We start from the raw sequence: 15,302 nt of genomic DNA, 5'->3' as shown, positions 1-15,302 counted from the left end.
GCATTCAATTCCATTTCTGTCTCCTGAATTAAATATGTGCGCGCTCGATGCTCAGACGATACTGGAAGGCATCACCTCGGTAATAAAGATGTTCATAATCTATGGGTTGTCCATTGGCAGTGAAGGTCAGGCGTTCAATACGCAAAATGGGCGTTCCTTCCGCAACCTTAAGTAGGCGTGCGAGCAACTCGTCAGCCAATACCGCCTCGATCTGCAGATCGGCCTTCCCCAGAGGGATGTCATAGTCATTTTCCAGGATCAGAAAAATGTCTCGAGAAACCAGATCTTCCTTTATCAGGCGTCGGCCAAGTTCTAGCGGAAGGTAGGTCACATCCAGCGAAATTGGCTCGCGATTCAAATAGCGAACTCGACGAAACTCGCTGACCATCGCATTTGGGTCTAGTAGCAGTTTTTTTGCTAGTGCGGAGTCGACTGGTAATTCGCGAACACTGATCAATTGAGAAAAAGTTTCATACCCCTTAGAACTCATCGCCTCCCCGAACCCCTGCAAGCGAGCGAGTTCTTGAAAAGCCTTTGGACGTGATACAAAGGTCCCTTTTCCATGCACCTTGAACAGCAGTCCTTCTTTTTGAAGATCGCCGAGCGCCTGGCGTACGGTGGTCCGACTGACGCCGTAATCCTTTATCATCTCGCTCTCGGAAGGCATCTGCTCATGGGCTTTGTAGGTGCCATCGAGAATGCGTGCGCGGATAGACTCTTTGATCTGCACGTACAATGGCGCAGGAGCGAGGTGCGTTACTATTTGTGAGTCTGGACGCATGGTTAACCCTCTTGGTTACTACATGTCATTACAAGTTGAGCAAGCTTTGTGCCATATATCCCATGCCTCACTCGATTGACTTAAGCGATTGTTTATATAGGATAATGTTTTGATCAATAACTATGGCGTTACTGATTCCCTGCCATAATGCACAAAATCCGTGCATGGATATTCCACATGCACCATTGAGCAGCAATACCCATCTAGGTTTTACCCTGATTCCATGGACATATTCATTAAGGCTCATACTGAGTCAGGAGGTATCTCATGGCAAAGCGAAGGAAATTTTCGGCGGAGTTCAAGCGTGAAGCGGACGGGCTGGCGCGCTCGAGCAATCTGCCGGTCTGGCAGGTAGCCCGGGATTGGTCCTTGATCCCAATATGTTGACCCGGTGATGTCGGGAATTGCCGACAGTCGGCAACAAGAGTCCATGAGCCCAGCAGGGCATCAATGTCGGCTCGAAACCAAAACGGCGATAACACGCTTCAGCTTCGGCATCGATGGGATGTCTCAGCAGCGCCTGGATGCCCCCCTGCTCAGCAATCGCCATCGTTCGGCGGATGGCATCCTGCAGCAAGCTGGAACCAAGCCCCTGAACTTGATAGTCGAGATCGACAGCAAGCCTCGCCAGGATGACCAGTGGAATCGGGTACTGGCCCATGCCGCAACGAGTTCACTCGGGTGCTTCCTGCGTGTCGATCTGACGTGAGTACGCTTCATGCCAAGATCTGACAGGAATGCGGCATCAGTTTGGCGAACCCACCCGGAGATCCTGGTTTTGCCTGGTTATAACAATAACCAGAAGGTTTATAATGAGCTATACCCTGAAGATCAAGCGCGAAGCCAAGCGCAAACTGCAAAGTCTTTCCAGTACCGACCGTCTACGGGTAGGCACATGGCGCGTGATCTACGACCGGCAGGACGAAGTGCGAATCATTGCCGTGGAAAGAATTGGTCCCCGAGGAGACGTGTACAAATGACCCTGCAAACCATCAAGAGCCTGGACGGACAGGATGAATACGTGCTGATCCCCGTGGCCGTCTATCTAGCCCTGAAAGCCGAGATCGAAGACGAGCTGGCGGGGCTCGAAGCGCGTGCTGTCCAGACCGATGATTACGAGCCCTTCGACCCCGCCGACTACGTGCAAAACCCCGTGGCGCTGATGCGGATGCGTGCGGGCGTCAGGCAGACAGAGCTGGCGCGGCGTTTGGGCGTGTCTCAGCCCTATCTTTCGAAGGTCGAGCGGATGGAGAAAGTATCCAATGATCTGCTGGCGCGGGTTCGAGAAATTTTGTCTATCTGATCGGTTCGACGTAGAGAAGTTGACCTTACCCCGCCGAGTGCACCAGTGTTAAGTTCGGATTCGGGCTATCTGTGGTTGATTCAAACTGCCGCCGAAACATCTCAGGACTCAGTCCACCCAAGGCACTGTGTGGCCGCTCCTGATTGTAATCCTGTCGCCAGGCCTCAATGATTCTCCGGACTTCTTCCAGACTGTGGAACATGACCAAAGAAAAACGGCTTAGACCGTTTCCGATCTAAACCGTTGATTTGTATGGCGCGCTCGGAGAGATTCGAACTCCCGACCTACTGATTCGTAGTCAGTTGCTCTATCCGGCTGAGCTACGAGCGCGTGGTTTGCAGATTTTACCGAAGGAGGCTTTTATGTCAAGCAAAATGGCGGAGAGAGAGGGATTCGAACCCTCGATGGAGCTTTTAACCCCATACTCCCTTAGCAGGGGAGCGCCTTCAGCCACTCGGCCATCTCTCCTTGACTGACGCTTACCGACAGGTAACAGGGGCGCATTCTATCATTGCCGCCCGTACAAGCCAAGCTTATTTGCTACGCTGAATCCTGAAGCTGTGGCCATGTCCGGCCGGCCAGTCCAGCCGTTCCACCGGCAAACCGGCGGCCTGCAGGGCGTCGAACGTCTCGTCACCATAGCTGCGGAAAACCATACTGCGGCCCGGCAGCAGCCGCTCAAGCAAGCCTTCCAGGCGCGCGGGCTCCCACATTTCCGGCTGCACGGCAGCACTCCAGGGATCAAGGAATATCGCGTGATAACCCGCCCGTGCCTGCTCCAGTGCTTCATCCAGAGGCAGGCGGATCATGCGAACGCTCAGATCCTTGATCTGTTGACCATGCAGTGCCTTGCCCAGCGCCTCGCGCGGCTCGCGCACGCTGAAGGGCGCAGGCCAGGCGTCAAAGACATCCAGGATCTCCTGATCGGGCTCGATGGCCACCAGGTCCATCTCCGCGCCGATCTGCCTGAGTGTGGCCCAGGCTGCCGTGGCATTGAGCCCCAGGCCAAAGCCGATATCCAGCACCCGCACCCGTTCGCCGGCGCTCAGCAGGCCGCCACCATAGGCAAAGGCGGAAAAGGCGGTGTGCACCGCACCTTCGGGATCATTGTAGGTCTCGCCGGAGGCATGGCGCAGGGTAAAAGTGCCATCCTCGGTGGGTATCCAGTCGAGCTCCATATCAGTTGTTTCCTTGGTGAAGCCCAAAAGCCTCATGCAGGGCGCGTACCGCCAACTCAAGATATTTTTCGTCCACCACCACCGAAATCTTGATTTCCGAGGTGGAAATCATCTGGATGTTGATGTTCTCGCGCGCCAGGGTCTCGAACATGGTCGATGCAATGCCGGCATGTGAGCGCATGCCCACGCCTACGATCGAGAGCTTGCCGACGCGACAGTCGCCTTCCACCTTCTCGGCTCCCAGTTCCGTGCCGGTGCGCTTGACGATTTCCATGGCCTTGTCGAAATCGCTCTTGTCCAGCGTAAAGGTGAAGTCGGTCTTGCCCTGTTCGCTGACGTTCTGGATGATCATGTCCACATTGATGCTGGCCTTGGACACGGGCCCGAGAATGGCATAGGCGATGCCGGGGCAATCCGGCACGCCGATCATGGTGATCTTGGCCTCGTTTCGGTTGAAAGCGATACCGGAGACCTTGGCTTCTTCCATGTTGACTTCCTCACAGGTGACCAGCGTGCCAGGGCCTTCCTCGAAGGAAGACAGCACACGCACGGGAATATTGTACTTGCCGGCAAATTCGACCGAGCGGGTCTGCAGGACCTTTGCGCCCAGGCTCGCCATTTCCAGCATCTCTTCAAAGGTGATGCGGTCGAGACGGCGCGCGCGTGGCTCGACCCGTGGGTCCGTGGTGTAGACGCCATCCACATCGGTATAGATATGGCACTCGTCCGCTTGCAGGGCGGCAGCGATGGCGACTGCGGTGGTATCCGACCCCCCCCGGCCCAGGGTGGTGATGTTGCCCTCGCTGTCCACGCCCTGGAAGCCGGCAACGACCACCACCCGGCCAGCATCCAGGTCGGCACGGATGCGGTGTTCGTCAATGTTGGTAATGCGGGCCTTGGTAAAGACCGAATCCGTCTGGATCGCCACCTGAGCTCCGGTATAGGAACGCGCAGGATGACCAAGAGCCTCCAGCCCCATGGCCAGCAGGGCCACCGTGACCTGCTCGCCGGTGGAGATCAGCATGTCCAGTTCGCGCTCGGGCGGCTGGCGGTGCATTTCACGCGCAAGCTTGAGCAGCCGGTCGGTCTCGCCGGACATCGCGGACACCACCACGACCACCTGATTTCCGCGGGCCTTCTCCCTCAGGACCCGGTTCGCCACATTGCGAATGCGCTCGGGCGAACCCACCGAGGTCCCGCCAAATTTCTGCACAATCAAAGCCATACTGGAATCCGTTTCGCTGACAGACATGGAGCGGCAATTAAAACATAACTGCCGATGGACCGCGAGTGTGCCAGCCTGTCGATCCTGACATCCTGTGACGTATCTTGACGGCTCTGTGATGGTGTGCCGCCCCTGGATGCGTAAGCTTACAAGCGTGGCAGGAAAACTGATCCGGCCATCGAACCAACCCTTACCCATGAAGGAGATCGCCATGAAAAAGTCCATCCTGATCGCACTCAGCACCCTGATCCTCGCCAGTGGTTCCGCCTTCGCCGCCGAGCACGCGGGCAAGACCGAGGCCGGCAAGCCCTCGGCAGCCAAGGCCGTCCACCAGAAAGCGTCACATGCCAAAAAGATTTCTCACGAAAAAACCAGCCACAAGCAGTCCACCAAGGCTGGCGCCAAAGGCTGAGGTCTTTCCGGGGGGCGCAATGCCCCCCATTCATCGACGCTGACGGTTTCAGCAATGAAACGTGCTAGGATAACTCGCACCGGGTCAAGGCATCCTGACATCATCAACCATGTCCACCCCCCTGCCCACGCCCAAGTGGCAAGATATCGTTCCCCCCGCACGCCCGGGCTGGTCCAGCCACTGGCGCTCCCCCCTATTGCTGTTGCTGGTCCTGGTACTCGCCATTCTGAGCGTGCTGGGTTTCACCTTCTACACCCTGCGCGGCGAGCGCGCCCTGCTCGTCCAGACCCTCAAGGCCAATCAGCAGCAATCCCTGGCCCTGCTGTCCAGCCAGACAGAAACGGTACTCGGAAACGCCATCGAGTCGCCGTTCCTGGTCCTCAAGAATGTTCCGCTGGAAGAAGTGGATGATGACCGCATCGCCGTGCTGCGCCAGCACTTCTCGTCTGTTGAACAGGTGCTCCTGCTGAATCAGCACATGCAATTGACACAAAGATTCCCGCCGCCCCGCTCCGATCACGAGAAACATCTGGATGCCTGGCTGGCGGGCCGCGTCCAGGAAGAATACACAGCCCAGGAAAGCAGCGGTCAGCGCAGTCCCCGCTTTTCACCGCACACATTCATCGAGCCGGTAGCCGGGCGCTATGCCCTGTTCGCCTATCAGCCCATTGCCGATCTCGATCCCCGTCACGAGGACGGTTTCATCCTGTTGCGCTTCAATGTCAACCGGCTGATCTCGCAACATCTTGCCCCGCTGTTTGCGGACTTCACCCGCGAACATGGCGGACGGGTCTGGCTGGCACCGGTGGACAGCCGCAGCAGCCAGCAGGCACTCTATTTTCCGCTGGCCCGCTACTTGCCAGGCTGGCATCTGGTGTATGTACCCGATCCGGGCAAAATCCACGGTCTCTTGAGTCATCCCAACTGGACCCTGCTCGGCATCGCCGCCGGCGTATTGCTGGTGATCCTGCTGGCGGTGTTGGCTGCCTGGTGGGAGCTGCGCCAGGAGCACGCCCTGGTCAGCATGCGCAGCCAGTTTGTCGCCAGCGTCTCGCATGAGCTGAAGACCCCGCTGGCCTTGATCCGCATGTTTGCCGAAACGCTCTACCTGCAGCGGGTCCGCGACCCCGAGCGCATCCATGAATATCACCAGACCATCCTGCGCGAATCCGAACGCCTCACGCGCATCATCGGCGGGGTATTGGACTTTTCGCGGCTCAACAGTGGCGCCAGGATCTATGAACTGGCGGATCTGGATCTCGTCAGCACCGTCAATGAAGTCCTGGATCGCTACACACCGCACCTGTCCGAAAACGGCATGCAGTTGCGCCGGCAGATCGGGCCCTGCCTCCAGCCGGTGGCACATGACCGCCATGGCATCACGCAGATTCTGCTGAATCTGCTGGACAATGCCGTCAAGTACGCCAATGCTGGAGGGCGGGTCGACGTCCGGCTGCAGGAAAGGCAGAACCGGGTGGAGCTGGAAGTGGTGGATTATGGCCCCGGCATCCCGCGCGCCGAAATCCAGCGCATCCGCAAGGCCGCCTACCGGGGCCAGATATCTCCTTCCGGACGTGGCACGGGCCTGGGGCTTGCCCTGGTGGACCGGATCGCCGCGGCACACCATGCGGACTTTCTGCTCGATCAACCGCAGGATCGGCCCGGCTTGCGCATTCTGTTGAGTTTTCCCTTCTATTCAGGCCTTGCTTCAGGAAACCCCCATGCCTAAGCCCCGCATTCTGATCATCGAGGACGACCCTGCCATGCGCATGGGATTGCAGGACAATCTTGAGGTGGAGGGTTATCTGATTGAAAGTGCGGCCACGTCCAAGGCCGGATTCGAGAGCGCCCTGCAGCTAGGCCCGGACCTGATCGTACTGGATCTGATGCTGCCCGACGGCAACGGGCTGGACCTGTGCCGGCGCATGCGCGCCGAGGGCATCGAATCCCCCATCATCATGCTGACCGCGCGCGGCCAGGAAATCGACAAGGTGCTGGGGCTGGAGATGGGCGCGGATGATTACGTCGTCAAGCCCTTTGGCCTGCGCGAACTGCTCGCGCGCATCCATGCCCAGCTAAGGCGTTACCGCCCTGCGCCCGCCAGCAATCGCAACGTGCGGGTCGGTGCCTGCGAGGTGGATTTCGTGCGCCAGCAGATGCAGCGGGATAACTACCCGCTAGAGGCCAGCGCGCGAGAATTCGAACTGCTCAGGTACTTCGTGGATCATGCCGGCCAGGTCATCTCGCGCGACGTGCTCCTGATCGAGATCTGGGGCCATCAGCGCGAGATCGTCACCCGCACGGTGGACAACTTCATCCTGCGCCTGAGAAAGAAGATCGAGCCGGATCCGGCCAATCCGCGCTATCTCCTCACCATTCACGGCAGCGGCTACAAGCTGGTGGAAAACCACGCCGAGCCCTGATCAGTCCGGATGCTCGACCCGAAAACGCCGGGTCAGCGCCACACGCTGTTCGTAGGCCTCGCGCGCGATGCGCACGTCTTCCAGGAAATAGGGCAGCTCTTCGAGCAGCAGGGCCTGGGGGCCGTCCACCAGGGCCTTGGCCGGGTTGGGATGGAAATCCACCAGGATCATGTTGGCGCCGGCAATCACGCCCTGGGCCACCACATGCATCACATCGAGAATGCCATCCGGCGCCCGGTCGCGCGAACCCACCGAGTGCGAGGGATCGATGCACACCGGCATGCGGGTCAGTCGCCTGACCACCGGCACCTGTGCAAAGTCGACGAAGTTGCGGTGCGGGTCGCCCATGTTGCTCTTCATGCCGCGCAGGCCGAAGATCACCCGGGCATTGCCCTCGCTCGCGAGATATTCCGCGGCATTGAGCGACTCTTCGAGCGTGATGCCGAAGCCGCGCTTCAGGAGCACCGGAAATTCCTGCTGGCGGCCGACGATCTTGAGCAGCTCGAAGTTCTGGGTGTTGCGCGTGCCGATCTGCAGCATCACCCCGGTCGGATTGCCGGTCTGCCTAAGCGCCTCGCGGATCTCCTCGACATGCGACTCGTGCGTGACCTCCATGGCAATGACCTTGATGCCATACTTGCCGGCCAGCTCGAAGACGTAAGGCAGACAGGCCTTGCCATGCCCCTGGAAGGCATAGGGACTGGTGCGCGGCTTGTAGGCGCCCATGCGGGTGCAGACCTGGCCCTCGGCCTGCAGGGCCCGCATCATCTGCTCGACGTGCTCGGGGTTGTCCACGGCGCAGAGCCCGGCGAAGACATTGAGATTGTCCTGGCCGAAATGTACGCCGTTATAGTCAAAGCCGGTGGGCCGCTGATCGTCCTTGTGCCGACCGAGGATGCGATACTCCTCCGAGACGCGCACCACCCGGTCCACGCAGGGCAGGCCCTGCATGTCGGCGAGATTCAGGCTGGCGGTGTCACCGATGAGGTAGATCTCGGTCAGGGTATGCTGAGTGCCCTGCTCGACATGGACGCGCGCCCTCACCTTGGGCAGGCGCTCGACATAGTCCATGAGCTGTTTGAAAGCGGCGCCTTTGGGATCAGTATCAGGGGCAAGAATCAGGATCATGCAAACCTCGCTATGCAGGCGCGCCGCCTCAACGGTCGCGTTCGACGATCAGGGCGCTGGCCGCCCAGGAAAGAATACTGTACACCAGAGCCCCCCAAAAAGCCGACCAGAACCCCGCCACATGGAAGCCCGGCACCAGGGCGGATACGAACCAGAACAACAACCCATTGATCACCAGGGTAAACAAGCCCAGGGTCAGCACAGTGATCGGCAGGGTCAGCACCAGCAACACGGGACGGATCAAGGCGTTGACCAGGCCCAGCAGGAGTGCCGTGAACAGTGCGGAAAACGGGCCGGTCAGTGAAATCGAAGGAAACAGATAGGCAACCAGCAAGAGCATCAAGCCATTGACCAGCCAGCGCAGCAGCAATCTCATGAAGTCTCCCTTGTTCTAATGATCAGCGACCGAGCGCCCTGGACTCGCGCGCTACTGCAATTTCACCCCCGCTGCCCTGCACGAACAGGGTCTGGGTCGGATAGGCAAACTCGACCTTTTCCCGGGCAAAGACCTCGATGATGCCCAGATCGATGGCCTGCTGGATATCCATATACACGTTGTAGTCCGGATCGAGCACGAAGTACACCACCTCGAAGTTCAGCGCGGAATTACCGAAGCCGGCCAGATGCGCCCGATCGAACCGGGTCTTGTCCTGGGCCTCCACGATTTTGCGAATCCAGCCTGGCATGGCTGCCAGTTTTTCCTGCGGGGTCTGGTAGGTGACGCCAAACTGCAGCACCACCCGGCGCTCGAACATGCGCTTGTAATTGCGGATCTGGCCCTTGAGGATATCGGCATTGGAAAAAACGATCTGCTCACCCGAGAGACTACGTACCCGCGTCGACTTCATCCCGATGTACTCGACGGTTCCCGCCATGTCGCCCACGGTAATGAAATCTCCAATCACGAAGGGTTTGTCGAGCACGATCGACAGCGATGCGAAGAGATCACTCAGGATGTTCTGCACCGCCAGCGCCACCGCCACGCCACCGATACCAAGACTGGCCACCAGGGCCGTCACATCAACGCCTGAATTGTCCAGGATCAACAGGACAATGACCACCCACAGCACCATCCTTCCTATGAATCCCACAGCACGCATGGTCATGATCGCGCCGCCATCCGTTTCGACGCCGCGATTGCTGACCTGACGATTGAGCAGGAAATCAATGAAGGCCGTGCCCCAGAATGCCGCCTGGATCAGTACCGCGATCACCGCCAGGGTATGAATGATGTCCGTCTTCGCTGGCGGCAGATTGAGGACCATCGTTGCGATGGCCAGGGAGAGAATGATGAGGAAGAACCCCTTGACGCCCTGCAACAGGCTGACGGCAAAGTCATCCAGGTCCGTGCTCGTACCGCGCGCCAGCACACTCAGGCGGTCGACGAGCATACCCTTCAGGTAACGCAGCCCCCCCCAGGACAGCAGGAACACCAGTCCAGCAACCAGCCACTGCGCGTAAGTGTTGCCATATACATTGGCCTGCAGGAAATCGATCTGATTCAGATAATCCAAAACCACCTCCTCTTGCTGCTGATGCGATCAAGTTTCTGGCTGAAACTGTCTCAACGATGCCTGTTGACACCAATCTGCTGGCACATATCCAGTACCGGGCAGCTTGAACAACGGGGCAGCTGCCCGGTACAGATGTGCTTGCCAAAGGGCACCAGCAAGCGGTTGATTGCCACCCGAAAGGCCATGGGCAGCCGGGCATCGAGCTGGACCAGGGTTTGCTCAGGTGTTTTGGCCTGCACATAGCCCCAGCGGTTGACCACCCGGTGAACGTGGATATCGACGCTGATCAGGGGCAAACCACAGGCGATGCCAAGCGACAGATTGGCACATTTCGGGCCGACCCCCTGAAATGATAGCAGGGTATCCCGAGCACAGGGCAGTTCACCCCCATGATCCGCCTCGATGGCTGCCGCGATGGCGCGCATCTGACGCGCCTTGGTTTCGTGAAAGGTGGCAGGGAGGATGGCCGCATAGATCGCCGCGGGATCGAGTGCAAGCAATTGCGCAGGCGTACGGGCCAGGGCGAAAAGACGTCTTGCGGCCGGCAGGGTGGTCTCATCGCGGGTGCGAATGGAAATGATGCAGGCCAGTAGTTGCTCGAACGGCGAACGAAACCCCTCATCCGCGAGTTCGAACAGGGCGGCCTTTGGAAAGGGCTGGACCGCCTCGGCAATGCGCGCAAAAGCCAGATCCGGCTCGAATGGCCGTTTGGACCCAGGCTGCGGAACCTGCATGCGCCCGGTATTAGGTTTCGCGTCCCATCCGGCTGAGCTTGAAGCCTCCCCAGACAATGAAGGCCACACCGGCCAGGAAAAGCAGCATGGCCAACCGGATCGTGATCTTGAACACCAGCCAGGCCAGCAGGCCCAGGGCAACGAGAAAGATACCAATCCACAGCAGGACACGCATGGCCAGCCTCCACGGTTTGTCGGTAATAACGGTGCCCGGAGGCACCGCGCATGATCCCCGCCACGCTACAAGCCAAGCCAAGCCAAGCCAGCCTGGCGCGTTTAACCGAGCAGGTTTTCGATCCAGGCCGGCACCTGGGAGAGGATATCCGGCAGCTTTTCCGGATTGCTGCCACCGGCCTGAGCCATGTCCGGCCGGCCGCCGCCCTTGCCGCCCAAGGGCTGAGCCACGAAATTGACCAGGTCACCAGCCGGGATGCGGCTACTGAGATCCTTGCTGACGCCGGCCACCAGACTCACCTTGTCGCCCTGCACCGCCGCCAGCACGATGGCCGAATTGCCGAGCTTGTCACGGAGCTGGTCCAGGGTATTGCGCAGGGTTTTGGCGTCCGCGCCATCGAGTTGCGCTGCCAGCACTTTAACCCCTTTCAGGCTGATCGCCCTATCCGCCAGATTGTCCCCCTGGCTGGCGGCGGCCTTGGCCCGGATCTGCTCGATCTGGCGTTCGAGCTGGCGGTGCTGCTCCAGCAGGCCTTCCAGACGCTTGGCGGCATCCTGCGGACTGGCCTTCAGAAGATCCGCGACCTGGCGCAGCAATGCCTCCTTTTCGCGCACCATCGCCAGCGCCATGCGGCCGGTCACGGCCTCGATGCGCCGGGTACCGGAGGCAACGCCCGATTCGCTGATGATCCTGAAAAGGCCGATGTCCCCGACTCGCCGCACATGCGTGCCGCCACAGAGCTCGCTGGAAAAGTCCCCCATGCGCACCACCCGCACGGTATCGCCGTATTTCTCGCCAAACAGCGCAGCCGCCCCACTGGCGATTGCCTCATCGATGGGCATGACTTGCGTCTCGGCCTCGGCATTGGCGCGGATCTCGGCGTTGACCAGATCCTCGACGCGCAAGAGTTCTTCCTGGCTCAGGGGCGCAAAGTGCGCAAAATCAAAGCGCAGGCGGTCAGGCGCCACCAGCGAGCCCATCTGGCGCACATGGCCACCGAGCACGGTTTTGAGCGCTGCGTGCAGAAGGTGGGTGGCGGAATGATTGTAGGCAGTATCGAGACGGGCCTGTTCATCGACGTGCGCCGTCAGACGCTGGCCCACCCGCAGGGAACCGCTTTCCAGCCGACCGACATGCACAAAGAGATCCGGCAGGGGCTTTTGCGTATTCTCCACGGCAAAGCGGCCCGCATCCCAGAGCAGGGCGCCCTGGTCGCCCACCTGACCGCCGGACTCGCCGTAAAAGGTCGTGCGATCCAGTATTACAGCGCCACTTTCGCCGACACCAAGCTGATCTACGAGTTCGCCATCGCGCAGGATGGCCACCACCTCGGCCTCGACATCGAGCTGCTCATAGCCAAAAAACTCGACCGGCTGCATGCGCGCGCGCAGGTCGTGATAGACATTCTCGGCCTTGACCTCGCCACTGCCCGACCAGGCGGCGCGCGAGCGATTCTTCTGCTCAGACATGGCGGCTTCAAAGCCCGCCTCATCCACCGTCAGGCCACGCTCGCGGGCGATGTCGCCGGTCAGATCCACCGGAAAGCCAAAGGTGTCATACAGCTTGAACACAGCATCCCCTGGCAGGGTGCGAGCATCCCCGAGCCCGGCAATCACCTCGTCGAGCAGCTTCAGGCCATTTTCCAGGGTCTCCAGGAAACGCTCTTCCTCGAGCTTGAGCACCTTTTCGACATCCGCCCGCGCTGCCAGTAGCTCGGGATAGGCAGCACCCATGCTGTCGCAGAGCGGCCCCACGAGTTTATAGAAGAAGATCTCCCGCAGGCCGAGCTTGTGGCCATGACGGATGGCGCGCCGGATGATGCGCCGCAGCACATAGCCACGTCCCTCGTTGGCGGGCATCACGCCATCGGTGATCAGAAAGCTGCAGGAACGGATGTGATCGGCCAGCACCCGCAACGAGGTATCCAGCTTGGCGTCCTCGCCATAACGCAGACCGGCCAGGCTGGCCGCCGCCTGAATGGCGGGCTGGAACACGTCGGTGTCGTAGTTGTTGTGCACGCCCTGCAGCACGGCAGCCAAGCGCTCCAGCCCCATGCCGGTATCCACCGAGGGCTTGGGTAGCGGGGTCAGCTTGCCGTCGGAATCCCGGTCATACTGCATGAACACCAGATTCCAGATCTCGACGTAGCGATCCCCGTCGGCATCTTCACTGCCGGGAGGACCACCGGGGATATGCGGGCCATGATCAAAGAAGATCTCCGAACAGGGGCCACAGGGGCCGGTGTCGCCCATACTCCAGAAATTGTCTTTCGCATCACAGCGGGAGAAACGCGCCGGATCGATGCCCATTTCGTCCAGCCAGATGGCCGCCGCTTCATCGTCTTCCTGATAGACCGTCACCCAGAGCCTTTCCGGGGGCAGGCCGAGGGTTTCGGTCAGGAAGCGCCAGGCAAACCGGATGGCGTCGCGTTTGAAGTAATCGCCAAAGGAGAAATTCCCCAGCATTTCGAAAAAGGTGTGATGCCGGGCGGTATAACCGACATTTTCCAGATCGTTGTGCTTGCCACCAGCGCGCATGCAGCGCTGCACGCTCACCGCGCGCTGATAGGGGCGGCTTTCCAGGCCCAGGAAGACATCCTTGAACTGCACCATGCCGGCATTGGTAAACAGCAGGGTGGGATCGTTCTTGGGCACCAGGGGGCTGGAGGGCACTTTCTCGTGGCCCTGATCAGCAAAGAACTGCAGGAAATTCTGTCGAATGTCGGCAACGCGCATGGTTTGGCTCTCGGGCGCAAAAAAAGGCAGTCTGTAAACTGCCTTTGAGTGTAACAAAAAGGGATCGGATATGGCGACTGGGGCCAGAATCGGAAAACAGCTAGTCCGGATCCCCCTCGCCGGAAATCGCGCGAAAGATCAGGTCCGATGGAAAACCCTTGTAGGCCAGGAAACGGGCCTGCTGGGCGCGGCTTTTCTGATCCTGAGCGCGCAAGCCGCCAAAGCGCTTTTCCAGCGCCGTGCGCGCCTGTTGCAGCAGGGTATGCTCATCAATATCTGCATACTGGGCAATGGTTTCGTCATCCACGCCCTGGCTGCGCAACTCCGCACGCACCCGGGCCGGACCAAAACCGCGGTTGAAGCGGGTACGCGACAGCATCTCCGCATAACGCTGATCACTGAGCAGCCCTTCCTCGCCAAGCTGGCGAATCAGGGTTTCAGTCACATCTTCCGGACAGCCGATGCGCGATAGCTTCTGACGCATCTGCTGGCTGCTGTGTTCGCGCCGGGCAAGCCAGTTCAGCGCCCGGTTGCGGGCCGTCGCCGCCCCCATCGGGGCGGCTTCTTCCTGGGTGCTGGATCGCTTTTGAAAAGGCACCTGCAATCACCTCCCGTGCGGTTGGCGCTCAAGCCTCAGACTTCAGCCAGATCCTCTTCAGCCACATTGGCCCCGAGCGGCGGCTCCACCACCGGCAGGGGCTTGTTCTGCACCGCAGCGCGGATCTTGGCCTCGATTTCGGCCGCCAGTTCCGGGCGATCCTTGAAGAGCTGACGGACGTTGTCACGCCCCTGGCCGATCCGGTCACCGTTGTAACTGTACCAGGCGCCGCTCTTTTCGATGATGTTGAACTTGACGCCCATATCCACCAGCTCGCCGGCCTTGGAAACACCTTCGCCATAAAGTATGTCGAATTCGGCCTCGCGGAAGGGCGGCGCAACCTTGTTCTTGACCACCTTCACGCGCGTGGCATTGCCGATCACCTCATCGGCCTTCTTGATTGCGCCGATACGGCGGATATCCAGGCGCACCGAGGCGTAGAACTTGAGCGCATTGCCGCCGGTGGTGGTTTCCGGACTGCCGAACATCACGCCGATCTTCATGCGGATCTGGTTGATGAAGATCACCAGGGTGTTGGTGCGGGAAATGTTGCCCGTGAGCTTGCGCAGGGCCTGGCTCATCAGCCGGGCATGGAGACCCACGTGGGAGTCACCCATGTCGCCCTCGATCTCGGCCTTGGGCGTCAGCGCCGCCACCGAATCCACCACGACCAGATCCACGGCACCCGAGCGCACCAGCATGTCGGCGATTTCCAGGGCCTGCTCGCCGGTATCGGGCTGGGAGATCAGCAGATCATCCAGATTGACACCCAGTTTCTGGGCATAGATCGGGTCCAGCGCGTGCTCGGCATCAATGAAGGCCGCCACGCCGCCCTGGGCCTGGCAACTGGCAATGGCGTGCAGGGTCAGCGTGGTCTTGCCGGACGATTCCGGGCCATAGATCTCGACCACGCGACCGCGCGGCAGACCACCGACACCCAGCGCGATATCCAGGGTCAGTGAGCCCGTGGAATAGACCTGAATGTCCTTGACGGCCTTGGCATCTCCCATGCGCATGACCGCGCCCTTGCCGAACTGCTTGTCGATCTGCCCCAGTGCGGCTTGCAGGGCCTTTTGCTTTTGATCATCCATTGAGT

General features: G+C 59.9%; 17 protein-coding genes, 2 tRNA genes and 1 pseudogene. 5 read left to right on the top strand and 15 right to left on the bottom strand.

Features of this window, described 5'->3' with window-relative positions; translation table 11 throughout:
• Positions 1-28 precede the first annotated feature (28 nt).
• Both WOB96_RS10085 and WOB96_RS14505 read right to left on the bottom strand, forming a co-directional pair.
• Entirely contained in the window at positions 29-781 is a 753-nt protein-coding gene (locus WOB96_RS10085) for a GntR family transcriptional regulator (RefSeq protein WP_341371165.1), read from the bottom strand.
• Between the two features lie 298 nt (positions 782-1,079).
• Complete coding sequence (locus WOB96_RS14505; protein WP_423229734.1) at positions 1,080-1,442, bottom strand: GNAT family N-acetyltransferase; 363 nt, start codon at positions 1,440-1,442, stop codon at positions 1,080-1,082.
• 151 nt (positions 1,443-1,593) lie between these two features.
• Between WOB96_RS14505 and WOB96_RS10070 the strand changes: the two genes are divergently transcribed.
• Both WOB96_RS10070 and WOB96_RS10065 read left to right on the top strand, forming a co-directional pair.
• Positions 1,594-1,761 carry a type II toxin-antitoxin system RelE family toxin gene (locus WOB96_RS10070; RefSeq protein ID WP_341371164.1) on the top strand — a complete coding sequence of 56 codons (168 nt, stop codon included), beginning with the start codon at positions 1,594-1,596 and terminating at the stop codon, positions 1,759-1,761.
• A complete protein-coding gene (locus WOB96_RS10065; RefSeq protein WP_341371163.1) occupies positions 1,758-2,084 on the top strand; it encodes a helix-turn-helix domain-containing protein in 327 nt (108 codons plus the stop codon). The genes WOB96_RS10070 and WOB96_RS10065 overlap by 4 nt, the downstream gene beginning before the upstream one ends.
• Positions 2,085-2,109: 25 nt before the next feature.
• Here WOB96_RS10065 and WOB96_RS10060 read toward each other — a convergent pair.
• From WOB96_RS10060 to WOB96_RS10040, 5 genes and pseudogenes are all read right to left on the bottom strand, one after another.
• Positions 2,110-2,286: pseudogene (locus WOB96_RS10060) on the bottom strand (integrase core domain-containing protein); the annotation flags it as partial.
• A 51-nt stretch (positions 2,287-2,337) separates the two neighbouring features.
• Positions 2,338-2,414 (bottom strand) — tRNA-Arg (locus tag WOB96_RS10055).
• Between the two features lie 45 nt (positions 2,415-2,459).
• Positions 2,460-2,552: transfer RNA gene (locus tag WOB96_RS10050), tRNA-Ser, on the bottom strand.
• 65 nt (positions 2,553-2,617) lie between these two features.
• Positions 2,618-3,262 carry a hypothetical protein gene (locus WOB96_RS10045; RefSeq protein ID WP_341371162.1) on the bottom strand — a complete coding sequence of 215 codons (645 nt, stop codon included), beginning with the start codon at positions 3,260-3,262 and terminating at the stop codon, positions 2,618-2,620.
• Between the two features lies 1 nt (position 3,263).
• Complete coding sequence (locus WOB96_RS10040) at positions 3,264-4,487, bottom strand: aspartate kinase (RefSeq protein ID WP_341371161.1); 1,224 nt, start codon at positions 4,485-4,487, stop codon at positions 3,264-3,266.
• A gap of 211 nt (positions 4,488-4,698) precedes the next feature.
• Between WOB96_RS10040 and WOB96_RS10035 the strand changes: the two genes are divergently transcribed.
• From WOB96_RS10035 to WOB96_RS10025, 3 genes are all read left to right on the top strand, one after another.
• Complete coding sequence (locus tag WOB96_RS10035) at positions 4,699-4,899, top strand: hypothetical protein (protein WP_341371160.1); 201 nt, start codon at positions 4,699-4,701, stop codon at positions 4,897-4,899.
• 109 nt (positions 4,900-5,008) lie between these two features.
• Complete coding sequence (locus WOB96_RS10030; RefSeq protein WP_341371159.1) at positions 5,009-6,628, top strand: sensor histidine kinase; 1,620 nt, start codon at positions 5,009-5,011, stop codon at positions 6,626-6,628.
• On the top strand, positions 6,621-7,322 hold the full coding sequence (locus tag WOB96_RS10025; RefSeq protein WP_341371158.1) for a response regulator transcription factor: 702 nt from the start codon (positions 6,621-6,623) through the stop codon (positions 7,320-7,322). Before WOB96_RS10030 ends, WOB96_RS10025 begins: the two co-directional genes overlap by 8 nt.
• Here the strand turns inward: WOB96_RS10025 and WOB96_RS10020 are convergent, their stop codons facing one another.
• From WOB96_RS10020 to recA, 8 genes are all read right to left on the bottom strand, one after another.
• The gene (locus WOB96_RS10020; protein WP_341371157.1) at positions 7,323-8,450 is read right to left on the bottom strand and encodes a 3-deoxy-7-phosphoheptulonate synthase; all 1,128 of its coding nucleotides are present in this window, start codon (positions 8,448-8,450) and stop codon (positions 7,323-7,325) included.
• Positions 8,451-8,478: 28 nt separating this feature from the next.
• Positions 8,479-8,826 (bottom strand): phage holin family protein, encoded by a 348-nt coding sequence (locus WOB96_RS10015; protein ID WP_341371156.1) that lies wholly within the window; start codon positions 8,824-8,826, stop codon positions 8,479-8,481.
• Between the two features lie 22 nt (positions 8,827-8,848).
• On the bottom strand, positions 8,849-9,964 hold the full coding sequence (locus WOB96_RS10010) for a mechanosensitive ion channel family protein (protein WP_341371155.1): 1,116 nt from the start codon (positions 9,962-9,964) through the stop codon (positions 8,849-8,851).
• A 50-nt stretch (positions 9,965-10,014) separates the two neighbouring features.
• Complete coding sequence (locus WOB96_RS10005) at positions 10,015-10,698, bottom strand: endonuclease III domain-containing protein (RefSeq protein WP_341371154.1); 684 nt, start codon at positions 10,696-10,698, stop codon at positions 10,015-10,017.
• A 10-nt stretch (positions 10,699-10,708) separates the two neighbouring features.
• On the bottom strand, positions 10,709-10,873 hold the full coding sequence (locus tag WOB96_RS10000) for a hypothetical protein (RefSeq protein ID WP_341371153.1): 165 nt from the start codon (positions 10,871-10,873) through the stop codon (positions 10,709-10,711).
• 101 nt (positions 10,874-10,974) lie between these two features.
• Positions 10,975-13,608, bottom strand: a complete 2,634-nt coding sequence (gene alaS, locus WOB96_RS09995; RefSeq protein ID WP_341371152.1) for an alanine--tRNA ligase — start codon at positions 13,606-13,608, stop codon at positions 10,975-10,977.
• 100 nt (positions 13,609-13,708) lie between these two features.
• Entirely contained in the window at positions 13,709-14,206 is a 498-nt protein-coding gene (locus WOB96_RS09990; RefSeq protein ID WP_341371151.1) for a regulatory protein RecX, read from the bottom strand.
• Between the two features lie 35 nt (positions 14,207-14,241).
• Entirely contained in the window at positions 14,242-15,297 is a 1,056-nt protein-coding gene (gene recA / locus WOB96_RS09985; RefSeq protein ID WP_341371150.1) for a recombinase RecA, read from the bottom strand.
• Positions 15,298-15,302 lie beyond the last annotated feature (5 nt).

This window comes from Thermithiobacillus plumbiphilus (assembly GCF_038070005.1).
In the GTDB taxonomy this organism is placed as follows: Bacteria; Pseudomonadota; Gammaproteobacteria; order Acidithiobacillales; family Thermithiobacillaceae; genus JBBPCO01.
This window is presented reverse-complemented; position numbering and strand designations above follow the sequence as displayed.

Coding starts and splice junctions, on each gene's coding strand:
- WOB96_RS10085 (WP_341371165.1), bottom strand. CDS start 781: ATGCGTCCAGACTCACAAATAGTAACGCACCTCGCTCCTGCGCCATTG.
- WOB96_RS14505 (WP_423229734.1), bottom strand. CDS start 1,442: ATGGGCCAGTACCCGATTCCACTGGTCATCCTGGCGAGGCTTGCTGTC.
- WOB96_RS10070 (WP_341371164.1), top strand. CDS start 1,594: ATGAGCTATACCCTGAAGATCAAGCGCGAAGCCAAGCGCAAACTGCAA.
- WOB96_RS10065 (WP_341371163.1), top strand. CDS start 1,758: ATGACCCTGCAAACCATCAAGAGCCTGGACGGACAGGATGAATACGTG.
- WOB96_RS10045 (WP_341371162.1), bottom strand. CDS start 3,262: ATGGAGCTCGACTGGATACCCACCGAGGATGGCACTTTTACCCTGCGC.
- WOB96_RS10040 (WP_341371161.1), bottom strand. CDS start 4,487: ATGGCTTTGATTGTGCAGAAATTTGGCGGGACCTCGGTGGGTTCGCCC.
- WOB96_RS10035 (WP_341371160.1), top strand. CDS start 4,699: ATGAAAAAGTCCATCCTGATCGCACTCAGCACCCTGATCCTCGCCAGT.
- WOB96_RS10030 (WP_341371159.1), top strand. CDS start 5,009: ATGTCCACCCCCCTGCCCACGCCCAAGTGGCAAGATATCGTTCCCCCC.
- WOB96_RS10025 (WP_341371158.1), top strand. CDS start 6,621: ATGCCTAAGCCCCGCATTCTGATCATCGAGGACGACCCTGCCATGCGC.
- WOB96_RS10020 (WP_341371157.1), bottom strand. CDS start 8,450: ATGATCCTGATTCTTGCCCCTGATACTGATCCCAAAGGCGCCGCTTTC.
- WOB96_RS10015 (WP_341371156.1), bottom strand. CDS start 8,826: ATGAGATTGCTGCTGCGCTGGCTGGTCAATGGCTTGATGCTCTTGCTG.
- WOB96_RS10005 (WP_341371154.1), bottom strand. CDS start 10,698: ATGCAGGTTCCGCAGCCTGGGTCCAAACGGCCATTCGAGCCGGATCTG.
- WOB96_RS10000 (WP_341371153.1), bottom strand. CDS start 10,873: ATGCGTGTCCTGCTGTGGATTGGTATCTTTCTCGTTGCCCTGGGCCTG.
- alaS (WP_341371152.1), bottom strand. CDS start 13,608: ATGCGCGTTGCCGACATTCGACAGAATTTCCTGCAGTTCTTTGCTGAT.
- recA (WP_341371150.1), bottom strand. CDS start 15,297: ATGGATGATCAAAAGCAAAAGGCCCTGCAAGCCGCACTGGGGCAGATC.